General features: G+C 63.5%; 13 protein-coding genes and 2 pseudogenes. 5 read left to right on the top strand and 10 right to left on the bottom strand.

The features are described from left to right. Position 1: 1 nt before the first annotated feature. From G6N68_RS26035 to G6N68_RS26045, 3 genes are read right to left on the bottom strand one after another with little or no spacing between them, the layout of a single operon-like run. Complete coding sequence (locus G6N68_RS26035) at positions 2-763, bottom strand: endonuclease/exonuclease/phosphatase family protein (protein ID WP_163719098.1); 762 nt, start codon at positions 761-763, stop codon at positions 2-4. A 16-nt stretch (positions 764-779) separates the two neighbouring features. Next, on the bottom strand, positions 780-1,730 hold the full coding sequence (locus tag G6N68_RS26040) for an acyl-CoA dehydrogenase family protein (RefSeq protein WP_163719099.1): 951 nt from the start codon (positions 1,728-1,730) through the stop codon (positions 780-782). Beyond that, the gene (locus G6N68_RS26045) at positions 1,727-2,476 is read right to left on the bottom strand and encodes a glycosyltransferase family 2 protein (RefSeq protein WP_163719100.1); all 750 of its coding nucleotides are present in this window, start codon (positions 2,474-2,476) and stop codon (positions 1,727-1,729) included. Before G6N68_RS26045 ends, G6N68_RS26040 begins: the two co-directional genes overlap by 4 nt. Positions 2,477-2,578: 102 nt before the next feature. On the opposite strand from G6N68_RS26045, the gene G6N68_RS26050 reads away from it, so the two are divergent. Further along, positions 2,579-3,139, top strand: a complete 561-nt coding sequence (locus G6N68_RS26050; protein WP_163719101.1) for a nucleotidyltransferase — start codon at positions 2,579-2,581, stop codon at positions 3,137-3,139. A gap of 58 nt (positions 3,140-3,197) precedes the next feature. Here G6N68_RS26050 and G6N68_RS26055 read toward each other — a convergent pair whose 3' ends face one another. From G6N68_RS26055 to G6N68_RS26075, 5 genes and pseudogenes are all read right to left on the bottom strand, one after another. Beyond that, complete coding sequence (locus G6N68_RS26055) at positions 3,198-3,476, bottom strand: WGxxGxxG family protein (protein WP_163719102.1); 279 nt, start codon at positions 3,474-3,476, stop codon at positions 3,198-3,200. Between the two features lie 183 nt (positions 3,477-3,659). Further along, positions 3,660-4,022, bottom strand: a complete 363-nt coding sequence (locus G6N68_RS26060; RefSeq protein WP_163719103.1) for a hypothetical protein — start codon at positions 4,020-4,022, stop codon at positions 3,660-3,662. A gap of 3 nt (positions 4,023-4,025) precedes the next feature. Then, the gene (locus G6N68_RS26065; RefSeq protein ID WP_163719104.1) at positions 4,026-4,283 is read right to left on the bottom strand and encodes a DUF7218 family protein; all 258 of its coding nucleotides are present in this window, start codon (positions 4,281-4,283) and stop codon (positions 4,026-4,028) included. Positions 4,284-4,358: 75 nt separating this feature from the next. After that, positions 4,359-4,805, bottom strand: coding sequence for an SDR family NAD(P)-dependent oxidoreductase (locus tag G6N68_RS26070; RefSeq protein ID WP_163719105.1), 447 nt, complete (start codon positions 4,803-4,805; stop codon positions 4,359-4,361). After that, positions 4,802-6,206: pseudogene (locus tag G6N68_RS26075) on the bottom strand (IS256 family transposase). The gene G6N68_RS26070 and the pseudogene G6N68_RS26075 overlap by 4 nt, the downstream one beginning before the upstream one ends. A gap of 217 nt (positions 6,207-6,423) precedes the next feature. Between G6N68_RS26075 and G6N68_RS26080 the strand changes: the two are divergent. Next, positions 6,424-7,556, top strand: a pseudogene (locus tag G6N68_RS26080) (IS3 family transposase). Positions 7,557-7,582: 26 nt separating this feature from the next. Here G6N68_RS26080 and G6N68_RS26085 read toward each other — a convergent pair. Next, the gene (locus G6N68_RS26085; protein ID WP_163719106.1) at positions 7,583-7,858 is read right to left on the bottom strand and encodes an SDR family NAD(P)-dependent oxidoreductase; all 276 of its coding nucleotides are present in this window, start codon (positions 7,856-7,858) and stop codon (positions 7,583-7,585) included. A gap of 394 nt (positions 7,859-8,252) precedes the next feature. On the opposite strand from G6N68_RS26085, the gene G6N68_RS26090 reads away from it, so the two are divergent. From G6N68_RS26090 to G6N68_RS26100, 3 genes are all read left to right on the top strand, one after another. Further along, positions 8,253-9,023: an STAS domain-containing protein gene (locus G6N68_RS26090; protein ID WP_163719107.1), complete on the top strand. Its 771-nt coding sequence runs from the start codon at positions 8,253-8,255 to the stop codon at positions 9,021-9,023. A 203-nt stretch (positions 9,024-9,226) separates the two neighbouring features. Continuing rightward, positions 9,227-10,348 (top strand): glycosyltransferase, encoded by a 1,122-nt coding sequence (locus G6N68_RS26095; protein ID WP_240355902.1) that lies wholly within the window; start codon positions 9,227-9,229, stop codon positions 10,346-10,348. Positions 10,349-10,424: 76 nt separating this feature from the next. Beyond that, positions 10,425-11,369 carry a helix-turn-helix transcriptional regulator gene (locus G6N68_RS26100; RefSeq protein WP_240355904.1) on the top strand — a complete coding sequence of 315 codons (945 nt, stop codon included), beginning with the start codon at positions 10,425-10,427 and terminating at the stop codon, positions 11,367-11,369. 3 nt (positions 11,370-11,372) lie between these two features. On the opposite strand, the gene G6N68_RS26105 is transcribed toward G6N68_RS26100, so the two are convergent. Continuing rightward, positions 11,373-11,966, bottom strand: coding sequence for a PAS and ANTAR domain-containing protein (locus G6N68_RS26105; protein WP_163719108.1), 594 nt, complete (start codon positions 11,964-11,966; stop codon positions 11,373-11,375). Positions 11,967-12,146: the final 180 nt, after the last annotated feature.

Genomic DNA, 12,146 nt, shown 5'->3' on the forward strand with positions numbered 1-12,146 from the left:
CTTAACGGTGCAACTCGACCACCAGCGGTCGATGATCAGAAATCGGCATCAAGTCTGCGGCAGCTTTTCCGGCGCGCAACTCCCGATCATCGGTCAGTATGTGATCGAGTTGGCGGTCCGGCGCCGGCGCCGGGAAGGTAGCCGCAGTAGCCAGCGGGCGCATGCCCGACCAGCGCTGCGCCGCTACTGGGGTCAGGTTGAAATCGCCGATCAACAGCCTGGGGCCGGGCAGGCCGCGCACGTCCCGAACCAAGCTGCGCAGTTGCCGACGGTTCCAGCCGGGCACGAAGGACAGGTGGGTATTGGCCACGGTGAGCGGCCCCAACGGGGTTTCAAATCGCCCGATGACGGCCGCTCGGGGCTCCTCGTCGACCATCATCACCTTGTCGGGCCCAGGAAGGTACATCGGAAATCGCATGGGGATGCGGGGCAGTCGTACGACCTGCCAACTCGACGCCGGATACCGCGACAGCAGCGCGATCCCATAGGCCGCGGTACCCGGCTGCTCACGACCGGTCGCGGCCATCCAGGTGGCGCCGGGGGTACCCGAGATCGCGGCAACAAAGCGGTGCTCCACCGCTCCCATGGCTTCGGCCGCCGCCGCAGTGAGGTCCGCCTTCCCCGATCGGGGCTGCTCCACATCGACCTCTTGCAAGCCCAGCACGTCGGGATCGAGCGCCTCGACGCAATCTCGCAGCCGTTGCACATCCACTCCGTCACCCACGGTGCGGCCATGCAAGATGTTGAAGGTGGCGACCCGCACAGCTCTGCTACAGCCCTTAGCCGCGCTCGCCAACCAGTCGGCCTAGTTCGGCCAGATCGCGCTCGGCATGGCTTTGGCGAATGTAGATGGTGAGGTCGGCTACCCGCTGCGCGTGCCGCCCGTCCTCGGTCAGCGGTCCCGGTCCCAGGGCGCGGCCGGTGCGGGTAATGGCTTCGTCCACCGCATGCTCCACCACGGCGCGGACACGGCGGGCCAGGAGTTGCGCGGTGTCGGTCCGGTCGAACGGATCCTCGTCGATCTTGCTTGCCGCGACGGCCAGCGTCGCCTCGCCAGCCGCAAGCGCCGCGTCCACCGCACCCAGGTGCGCCAGCGCATACGCGTCGGCCGACTCGCTGGTCGCGCAACGATAGAGCGGGTCAGCGACCCGTTTGGCACCGCCGAGCCAACAGGCCGCCACTCCGATGGCGCCGTGCCAAAAGCCCGGTCGATTCAAGTAGTCACCGGGTTCGCCGACCAGGACGGCGTGTGCATTGGTGAACTGCACCGACCTGGTGTCGCTGCCAGCCATCCCCGGGTTCCACCAGGTGCTCGGCAAGGGTCGGATACCAGGATCGGTAACGGTGACCGCAAACAGCCCTCGTTCGCCGCGCTTGTCGTCGATGTTCGCGGTGACAAGCGCGTGGGTGCAGAACCCGGCGCCAGAGCACCACACCTTGACGCCGTTGAGGGTGTACGCGTCGCCTACGACCTGGGATGCGGTCAGCACGGTGTCCGGAGCTTCGGCGGCCCACACCCCCCACAGCTGACTGGCATCCGGTGGCTTGCCGCCCAACTCGTTGAGGATGGCGACGGCGTCTACGTGGGATTCGGCAATGCGAGCCGCCGAAATGTCTTCCTGCGCCAGTTGGACCAATCGCTGCCAGCGTTCGGAGGTCAGACCCGAGGCCGGCAATGGCAGTTCCAGTCGCCCGGAATCAAGCCAGTGCTGTACCACGCCTGCCGTCATGCGCAGTCCTCCACCGGCCCCGCGGCGCCGACGCTGTCCAGTTGCCTCAAGTGGTCGGCGAAACCATCAGGGGCTGGCGCGTCGACCCGCGCCGAGGTAGTGACCGATGACCTGGTGTCGCGTTCGACGCAGTAACCGGCCGCCTCAAACCGCGCGACCAGGTCGACGTCTTCACCCGAAGGCAGCGACCGGAAACCACCCAATCGCCAGTACGCCGTGGAACTGAATCCCATGTTCGCGCCGTGCACGTGGTCGTGGTCTTGGTCTGTGTCTTGGTCCTCGCCGATACGCGCCTCGTAGTCCTGCTCGAAGCGGTCGACGACCTCCGGTCGGTGGCGTTTCCAATCGGTGACGCGCACCAGACCCAGATACATGTCGGCGTCGGTCTGCAGCTGTCGTACCAGCCAATCCGGGTCCACCCGGCTGTCGGCATCGGTCGTCGCATACCAGCAGTCGGCGCCCCCGAATATCGGCAGCGAACGTACGTAGCGGAAGCCCGCGGCGCGAGCGGCACCGACGTTACGGGCTTCCACGCGGACGAAATGAACGTCGGGCCCGTATTGTCCGGCCAACTGGGTGCTGCCGTCGTCGGTCGCGTCCAGAACTACAACCACCGTGACCGGAGTCGGCACACACAGGCAGGCGGTCAGCACCGCACGCAAACAGGCAGGGAGATCGGCCTTTTCGTGGTGGGCGGGGATCACTACAGCCGCTTGGCCATAGACGCGCGACGCTGCGGAAAACATGCACCCATAATTTCCCGTTTCAGCGTCAATTAAACGAATGCCTTATGCGGGCAGCGCGTTAGCAGGTTGGCAGCTACATGCGCAGGGTATGCCTAGTCGACGATGATTGAGACGCCTGATGCCGACTGTACGCATTTGCGCGACGCGCTCCGCTCCGCCGCCTCGGCGCTGAAGGAGCACGGGCCGCGCTTCGCGCTGGCGGGCAGCTACGCGCTGTGGGCGTACGGTGCGCCGGAACCCACCCATGACGTCGACATCGTCGTTGCCGAGTCAGACGCTCCGGGGGCGGCCGCGACGCTCGAGAAGGCCGGGTTCCGCATCGAGCACCCTCCCGAAGACTGGCTATTCAAGGCACATGCGGGCGAGATGCTGGTCGACGTGTTGTACCGCGTAAATGGAGTGACGGTAGGCCCGACACTCTTGGATCGCGCCGAAGAGCGGGTGGTGTTGGCGATTTCGATGCCGGTGCTGCCGCCGACGATGGTGTTCATCCAGAAGCTGCGCGCACTCACCGAGCATCATTGCGACTTTACGAAGTTGCTTCCCGGCGCCCGAGCGGTCCGCGAACAACTCGACTGGGACCGTATCGAGTCCGAAACCGCCGACAATCACTTCGCCGCCGCATTCCTACTGCTAGCCGGCCGGCTGGGCCTCAAGGACTAGCGACCGGTGGGCATGCCCCGCCCGCCCCACTCGGACGGGGCATGCCCATAGGGAGCGTCTAGACGGCGCCACCACGTGGGTTGTTCGTCACTGTTCCGGCGCCCGGTCGCACGTTGGCGCCGGCGTCGTTACGCCGCTTCAGGCCAGCGAGCCCCAGCAAACCGAGGAGACCAGCAAGTCCCCACAGTCCGGTGTTGTCGTTGTTGTCGTTGTCTTCGACAGCCAGTGTGGTCGTCGTTGATGCCGGCATCGTGGCGTCGGGCGCGGCATTCGCAACGCCGGCACCGCCGAACACGAGCGCACCTGTGGCAGCCATGACCGCAACGGACTTTCGCATTTTTCCTCCATTTGTTTCGGCGGCCCGCAAGGGAGCCGCTTATAGAGAACCAGTGTGCTCTAGTCCTCAGTACCGCAACGCCTTCCGCGACATACTTGTTGTCGCGGTTTTACCGTTGCGCCCTAGCAATACCCACATACGTGGCGCAGAAACGCTATTCGAACCAGCAATTCTGTTCTCGGACTATTTCCAAGGCGGAGTGTCATCCATCTTGGTGTAGTACTTGGCCAAGTGACTCTTCACCTGGTCGATATCCGACTTTGGCAAATCGATGCCGCCGCGCGATCCTTGCATGATCGCTCCGGCCGCCAGCACCGCTCGGGGCACCGCTCGAAGTTCGCCGTCGATCACGTCGGCGATCAGCAATTTGTAAGCGGTGAAGTTGTCTTTCTTGCCGCTGTCGTACCACACGTGGGCGTCCCGATACTTCGCGTTGGGTTCGTCAGTGGCAGAAGCCCACTGCCGCACCCGCTTCTCCGCCGCCGTGCCATCCCACTTGCGATCGCGGTCGGCCAGCGGCAGATCTTGGAACGCGGTGACCGTCATCGCTCAGTGATTGCGGAGCTTCGCGACCAACTTGTCCTTCGTCAGGCTCGAATATCCTGACATTCCAAGCTCTTTCGCCCGCTTCTTCAGTTCAGGAACCGTCCAGTCGTTGTAGGACCCGCTCCTGCCGCCCTTGCGGCTGACCTTCGACTTTCCTTGGCCTGCGGCAGCGTTGGATATGCGAGCCGCCTTCTCTTTCGAATCACCCTTCTTGCGAAGGTCTTCATATAGCTTCTCGTTCTTGATTGACGAGTTCGGCATGATCACTACCTCCTGTACGTGCCGCGATGCGAGGAGGGTGCCCCGTCGCACCGCGCTCAAACTGCAGAGCGGGCGTCACACGGCTTCGCCGGTCGGCGAAATGATCTGGCCGACCGGCCCTCTCACGCGGTCGGTCAGGATTCGGCAGGCGAGCGACGTCACCGCGCCCGCCACCCTCGTTGCCATGTTGTGCTTTTCGGCGCTTTCGAGTGCCTGCAAGGCCTGTCGCGCAATGCTGGAAGGATGACTGGTGGGCACCCGGCCGATCGCCGCCAGCAATAGATCGACCACACCGGCGCTGTCCTGCTCTGCAGGCTGCGGTACCAGCGCGGCCACCTTTACCCCAGTCCCGCGCAGATCCTGCTGCAAAGTCTGGGCGTACGTGTGCAAGAACGCCGAGCCGGCCGAATAGACCGCGGCATCAAGGCTAGACATTCCCTTCGGAGGAGAGGCGGTCAACACGATACTGCCGCTGCCGTGCAGCACCATCTCATCGGCCAGCAGACGAGCGGAGCGTGTCAAGTTTTCTGTGTAAGTCGCCTGTTTGGTTTTCTTGTTAGTCGTCGAGTTAATAGGTACCGCTCGATGCGGTCTGGGTAGACCAGCGAGAGTTGTTCGAGTGCCTTCTTCCAGTTGGTGACCACCTGTCCTTCCACGAGACGTCCGGGCGCTGTTCGGCAACGTTTCTGGGCGTATTTTTTGGCCCGTTCGGCGGCGCGTTTGTCCTCGATGTTGCAGATGGCCAGCCAGAGGAGTTTGACCACGGCGGCATCGTTGGGGAACTGGCCTCGGGTCTTGATGACCTTGCGCAACTGGTAGTTCAGCGATTCGATCGCGTTCGTCGTGTAAATGACCCGGCGCAACTCGGGCGCAAACGCCAGGAAGGGGGTGAACTGCTCCCACGAACGATCGAAAACCCTGGTCACCGTCGGATTTTTCTTGCCTAACTCCGACGTGGTGAACGCATCGAGTTCGGCACGGGCAGCCTCAGCATCCGCCGCGGTGTAGACCGGTTTGAGGGCTGCGGCCACGGCTTTGCGGTCGCTGTAGGACACGAACCGCAGCGCGTTGCGCAGCAGATGCACCACACAGGTCTGCACGGCGGCCTGCGACCAGGTGGCCGCGATCGCCTCGGGAAAGCCGGTCAGCCCGTCGCAGCACACGATCAGCACGTCGCGAACGCCGCGATTGGCCAGATCGGCACACACTGAGGCCCAAAACGCCGCTCCTTCGTTCTGCTGGACCCAGATGCCCAGCACGTGCTTGATCCCGGCCATATCGACGCCTACGGCGATATGAGCGGCCTTGTTGCGGGTGTGGCCGCCGTCTTTGACCTTGACCACGATCGCGTCGAGGTAGACCACCGGGTAAATCGGGTCCAGCGGCCGACGCTGCCAGGCCAGGACCTCCTCGGAGATCTCATCGACGATCTTGGAGATCGTCTCGTGCGAAACATCGGTTCCGATCGTCGAGGCAAGATGAAATTGAATGTCGCGCAACGTCATTCCACCGGCGTACAGCGAGATGATCATGTCATCGAGCCGCCGAGACGGCGGGCGCCCTTGGGCACCAGCCGTGGAGTGAACGAGCCGTCGCGATCGCGCGGCACCTCCAACGGGACGGGGCGGCCTCGGTCTGCACCGTCTTCGGTGAGGTGCCATTGCGGGCATTGGGCAGCGCACGCCCCGCCGGGTCGCCCTTCTCATAACCCAGATGATCAGTCAGCTCAGCAGCCAGCCCACGCTCCAAGGCGAGCTTGATCAACCCTGGCAACAAACCACCCTCACCGGTCAACGCAACCTCGCCGGAATCGACCTGAGCCAGCAAATCGTCCACCACGCCCGACGCCCGAAGCGCCTCGGCCATCTCCACCGTGGACTCCACCTCACCTAGCGCCAAATCTTCGTCCTTGCCCGTCGCCATGTCCTGAGATCCTTCCGTCAGGACTTACACAGACGATCTGACACCCCCGACGAGCGAGCAGCATTGTCGCCCGGACGTTGTCGTCAACCTCCTCTAGCGCGCTGTCGAGGCTGCCATCCAGGTGGCCGTCGGGCGGTTGAGGTGAGCCCGTCGTAGTGGTCCAGTCGTTGTGGGACTCTGATGCCCGAGTGTTCGGGCAGGAAGAATCGACGACGACATGGCAACGAACAAGCGCCGGCGGCACACGCCGGATCAGATCATCCGCAAGCTCGCCGAGGGCAACAAGCTCCTTGGAACCGGGCAGCAACTCAGCGAAGTGTGTCGCCACCTCGAGATCACCGAGTCGACCTGGCATCGCTGGGTCGCCCAGTACGGCGGGATGAAGGCCAGCGACGCCAAACGCCTCAAGGAACTTGAGGCCGAGAACGCCAGGCTCAAGAAGCTGGTCGCCAACCAGGCCCTTGACATCGACATGCTCAAGGAGATCTCGTCGGAAACTTCTGACCCCGAACCGCAAGCGCAGCGCCGCGGCGATGCTGCGCGAGCGGTTCGGGGTCTCCGAACGGGCGTGCGCGGTGGTCGGCATCCACCGTTCCACCATGCGTCTACAACCACCACCGATCAGCGATGAGGAGGCCCAATTGCGGGCCTGGCTACGCGCGTTCTCCACCCAGCGGCCCCGCTGGATGGCGCCGTGCTGCGATCGCGGCACGGCGAGCTGGCTGGAAGGTCAACAACAAGCGCATCCGCCGCCTGTGGCGCGAGGAAGGCCTGCGGGTTCCGCAGCGCCGCAGGAAGAAACGCTTGACCGGCATCGGTGCGCAGGTCGGGGCGATGTGCCCGATCCGCCCGAATGCGATCTGGGCGATGGACTTTCAGTTCGACACCACCGCCGACGGACGAACGTTGAAGATGCTCAACGTAATCGATGAGTTCACCCGCGAAGCCCTGGCGATCGAAGTCGACCGGGCCATCAACGCCGACGGCGTGGTCGACGTCCTTGACCGTCTGGCCCTGATGCATGGGGCACCGGCCTACGTGCGGTTCGACAACGGACCCGAGTTCATCGCCCATGCTGTCAACGACTGGTGCCGCTTCAACGGCACCGGCTCGCTATTCATCGATCCCGGATCCCCCTGGCAGAACGCCTGGATCGAGTCATTCAACGGCCGACTGCGCGACGAGCTACTCAACTCCTGGCGCTTCGACTCCCTGCAAGAAGCCCAAATCATCATCGAAGATTGGAGAATCGACTACAACGCCAACCGGCCTCACTCCGCCCACAATGGGCTCACCCCAGCCGAGTTCGCCCTACAGTGGACCACGACCCACCAACCGCAAGCCGCATAGCGACTGGACCATCAAACGGGTCCCCCTCACGGTGGCATGCTCAGCGCGGCCGCTACCACCGGCTTGCCCACCGCTATTGCACGCCGGTACAGCAGATAAGCGTCGTCCACACAATGCATGTCGGCATTCACCGGCTCTACCTCGGTACCGAGAACGCTGAGTGCGGCAGCCGCAGTATCGATTTCCTCGTCGCTATCGGCAACGATCAAGTCGTAGCCACGCTTTGTGAATTGCTTGGCCAAAGCGAAACCCACGCCGCAACTCGCGCCGGTGGATACAGCTACACCGTTAATCCCAGCCAATGGTCGCTCCTTACTTCCCGGATCGCCGCCCGACGGCGACCCGCGGCGCAGACCTACCCGCCGCGGGGGCCCTGAAAACCGATGGCTGCGGCGAATCAGCAAAGTCTTCGCATATTGGATGGCGCACCCGCTACCGGACAAATTCACCGATGCGGTTGCATACGTTGGGACCGGGTATCCGGGATTTACATGCAACCGGTTGATGGGCGGGCCGGTGGCGTCGACGCCTGATCGCGCCCTTGCACGAGGAGAAACCCAGAACTAGTGCGTCGACCTGGTGACAGCGTCGGTTCCGGCATGCTCTCGTGTCGCTACATCGTGGCGGCCGAGGAATCCACGACCGCTCTTTTCGCGCCCAGCGTCCGATTTGCCGCCAATGTTTCACCAGGCAGCGATGGCTGAGCTCACGCCCACCCCCGCAATTCTGGTTGACATCCGTCGCCAACAGGACGCGACGATCTTGACGACCCAAGGCGTACTGGACAATTCGACGTACGTGAAACTGCGCGACGTCGTCATCAAGGTCGCTTTGGACGAACCCCGCGCGGTAATCATTGACGTCAACTCACTTGCGGTGCCGACCAATGCCGCGTGGTCGGTGTTCACCAGCGCGCGTTGGCACGTCAGCGTCTGGCCTGATGTGCCGATTCTGCTCGCATGTGGGGACCCGCGGACTCGACGCGCAATCGCCAGCCGTGGTGTCACCCGATTTGTTCCAGTACACCCGACGTGTGCGTCGGCACTTAAGGCGGTCGAAGGCCTTTCGCTCACCGGCCGGCACCGGACATGCGCTGAACTTCCGGCAACACAGAGCGCGCTTCGGATGGCGCGCGAGCTAGTTTCCGACTGGCTCATCGCGTGGGACCGGCGCGAACTCATTCCGGCCGCCCAGACGGTGGCGACGGTCTTCATCCAGAACGCGCTCGCCCACACCGTGAGCGAACCGGTTTTCATTCTCGAACATCACCGAGACAACGTGACCGTCGCAGTCGAGGATCACAGCCGCCAACCGGCGATCCGGCGCGAACATCCCGGCCGCGGGGTCGACCTGCTCTCGGGTCTGGCGATCGTTTCGTCCCTGTCCCGCGTGTGGCGCAGCATACCCACGCCGACGGGCAAGACCGTCTGGGCGCTGGTGAGTCTCGAAAATGCACACGCAACCTGACGTAGGAACCGCCGCTGCACGAACCTCAACGATGTCCACAAAACGCACCGCCCGGTGCGCGTTTATCCAGAAAAGAACAGGGGTAACCATAAATTTTCCCAGGTATTCGACTTGCGTCAGGAGTAACCCTGAAGATCGCGATAGTTAGTGGCGACGACATTGCCGCGGATTGCGGCGATGTCCATGGCAACGATGGACAGCAGTTGAGCGCCGCCTTGGCCTCGCTCGGACACGATGTCACTGCCTACGAGCGACGAGGCGATCACAACCGGAAGAGCGCCGCTGCAGCCGGCCATCGAACTGTCTCAACGCCTGTTGGTCCCCGTGAACGCGGCGAACCTCGAGAACTGTTGCCCTACGTCGGCGAATGGGCGGACGAACTTGCGCAGCGCTGGTCGTCCAAGCCGCCCGACGTCGTTAATGCACACGGCTGGTTGGGCGGGCTTGCCGCTCAACTTGCGGCCAGGCGCCCGGGTCTGCCGACGGTTCAGAGCTTCTACGGAGTCAGCGCGTCACCGACGTCGGTAGAGGACACCGAACGCGCACGGCTAGAGCCGGTGTTGGCGCGCAATGCGACATGGGTCACGGGCGGTAGCGGTGACGACGTAGACGGGTTAGCGAAAATGCGCCGCAGTCGGGCAAAGTTATCTATCTTGTCGACCGGCGTGGATGTCGAACGCTTCGCCCCCGTAGGCCCGGAGCTTCCCCCGGTTGACCTCCATCGTATTCTCTGTTTGGCGCCAAACCCCGACCCCTGCAACGGATTTGATCGCGTAATTCGGTTGATGCCTAGACTTTCTGACGCAGAATTGGTGATCGTGGAAACCGGTCCTACCGATCAACGCTTCGATCGGGAGCGGGCCGCTTTGCAGAAGCTGGCCGCTGATTTGGCCGTCGGCCATCGAATTCACTTCGCCGGCAACGTGACCGGCGACGACTTGCCGACCCTGGTGAGATCCGCCGACGTGGTCGTTTGCCCGCCACGACACTCACCGCGCGCCACGGCCGCGCTGCAGGCCATGGCCAGCGCAGTAGTTGTTGTCGCGGTGGATACCGGGGCCCTCACCGATACCGTAATTCACGGTGTAACTGGCTTATTAGTGGCGCCGGACCAGCCCGGCGAGTTGGTTTCAGCCCTCAAAACAATTCTTGCGGAACGCTTTCAGCGTCAGAGCATGGGAGCTTCCGGGCGCTCCCGCGCAACGTCGCGGTTTACGTGGGACCGCATTGCGCTTGACGCAACGAACATCTACCAGCAGGCGATTGCGGCGCAGTCGCCGGGCACGACGAGAGCAAGGGGTGAGCACTGTGTCACCGTCCGCTAGGACCAGCGCAAAACGCGCTAGTGAAGTAAATGGAGCTGTACACGAGGGCGGACAACCCGGCCTCGGCCTGGCCGAAATGCGTGGCCTTCCGGCAATTCGCCACCGCCAGTTTCACACCATCGATCCCGACACCGCGCAGCGATTCTTCGCCAACGCATACACGCCGAGTTGGCAGATCAGCGGGCTGGCGAAAGGCGACGCGGTCACGCATCGTCGCTGCGAAGCGGGGCTGCTCACCGTCGACGACGTGCGTATCGAGGGTCGGATGACTTGCGAGGTGGAAACCGACGACGCCATCGTTGCGATCCGGCCTCGCGGGGGCTCATTGGTGGTCGGCGAAAAGCCAGTCACCGACGTGGTGCTGGTCGCGTCGAACATGCCGGGCCTGCTGGAGGTGCGAAACGCCCGCTTCCAGGTGGTGAGCGCCTCGGTGAAGTTGCTGCGCAAAGTGGCCGCGCAGAACAACACGCCGCTGCCCCAGCAGATCCAATTCCTCAGCCCGCAGCCGCGCTCGGGCGCCTCCGTGCACACCTTGAACGATGCTTTGGACTACGTGAGCAACGCATACTCCGCCGCCGACACGGCAAACCGTCCACTGGTCGTCGCGGCCGCGGCCCAGCTGTTGACCGCCGCGCTTCTCGACACATTCCCGTCGAATCTGACCAACGTCCCGCAAGAACACAATGGCAAGGGGCCAGTTCCGCCAGCCTTCAAGGAAGCGATGGCGTTCATCCAGCGGCATGCGGGTCACGGCATCGGCGTCAACGACATCGCCGCGGCGGTGAACCTGACGCCCCGCGCGGTGCAGTACTTGTTCCGGCAACAACTCGAGACCACGCCCACGGAGTACCTGCGCCGAGTGCGCCTGCAGCGGGCGCACCACGACCTGGTCCGTGGCGACCAAGCCTCCACCACCGTCACCGAAATCGCGCAGCGCTGGGGCTTTGCCCACACCGGCCGGTTCGCGGTTTTGTATCGCCAAACCTACGGCCAGAGTCCGCACACCACTCTCACCGAGTAGGGGTCATTCGAAGTCCGGCGGCGGGGTGCCCCCGCTGGTCTCAGCGACCAGGCGCTCGGCTACCACCCGCAGCTTGGTGTTCGAGTCCTGTGAGATCCGCGTCAACAGCTGAAAGGCGATGTCGGCGCCTACCCCGTACCGCCCCATCATGATGCCTAGGGCTTGGTTGATGACAGCCTTACGAGCGGTGATCTCCTGCACCGCCTCGGTTGTTCGCGCCTGCACGTCGGCTTGGTATTGCTGAGTCTCGTCAACGTAGAAGCCCGCAATGCCTGCGGGGACGCCGTCTTTGTCGACAATCCTGTCCCCCACCATGACGACCACGTGCACGCAACCGGACGTGTCGATGATGCGGTGCCGGCTACTGAACGCGGTGCCGTGGCGGCGGACCTCCTTGATCAGGTCGAGCACGCTTGGCATGTCGTCGGGATGCTTGTGGGAAAGCAGCAGCGCGGTGGTCGGCGTGACAGAGCCCGGTTGATAGCCGTGCATCTTGGCGACTTCGTCAGACCATTCCCAGCGGTCTATGCGAGATAGGTAGCGGAATCGACCCGCCGGCGACCAGCGGTGCTTTTTCCGCATCGAGTCGGCAGGCACACGCACAATGTATTCGCCTGTCCCCGAAACCGTGTCGTGTCCATTAACCGATTCGGAATCTGGACAACGGTCGCGCTCGAGCGAAGGCATGGCTAACTCACCTACGCCGTCTTCGCCAATTGCTGTGCGCCAGATGAGCTGTCGCTCTTGGCTACTCGGCGGATTAGCCCGTAGTTCCCC

The organism is Mycobacterium bourgelatii, assembly GCF_010723575.1.
GTDB lineage: Bacteria > Actinomycetota > Actinomycetes > Mycobacteriales > Mycobacteriaceae > Mycobacterium > Mycobacterium bourgelatii.

Excerpts from the sequence above, each read along its gene's own strand:
- G6N68_RS26060 (WP_163719103.1), bottom strand. The coding sequence starts at position 4,022 with ATGACGGTCACCGCGTTCCAAGATCTGCCGCTGGCCGACCGCGATCGC.
- G6N68_RS26040 (WP_163719099.1), bottom strand. The coding sequence starts at position 1,730 with ATGACGGCAGGCGTGGTACAGCACTGGCTTGATTCCGGGCGACTGGAA.
- G6N68_RS26045 (WP_163719100.1), bottom strand. The coding sequence starts at position 2,476 with ATGTTTTCCGCAGCGTCGCGCGTCTATGGCCAAGCGGCTGTAGTGATC.
- G6N68_RS26100 (WP_240355904.1), top strand. The coding sequence starts at position 10,425 with ATGCGTGGCCTTCCGGCAATTCGCCACCGCCAGTTTCACACCATCGAT.
- G6N68_RS26050 (WP_163719101.1), top strand. The coding sequence starts at position 2,579 with ATGATTGAGACGCCTGATGCCGACTGTACGCATTTGCGCGACGCGCTC.
- G6N68_RS26090 (WP_163719107.1), top strand. The coding sequence starts at position 8,253 with ATGGCTGAGCTCACGCCCACCCCCGCAATTCTGGTTGACATCCGTCGC.
- G6N68_RS26065 (WP_163719104.1), bottom strand. The coding sequence starts at position 4,283 with ATGCCGAACTCGTCAATCAAGAACGAGAAGCTATATGAAGACCTTCGC.
- G6N68_RS26055 (WP_163719102.1), bottom strand. The coding sequence starts at position 3,476 with ATGCGAAAGTCCGTTGCGGTCATGGCTGCCACAGGTGCGCTCGTGTTC.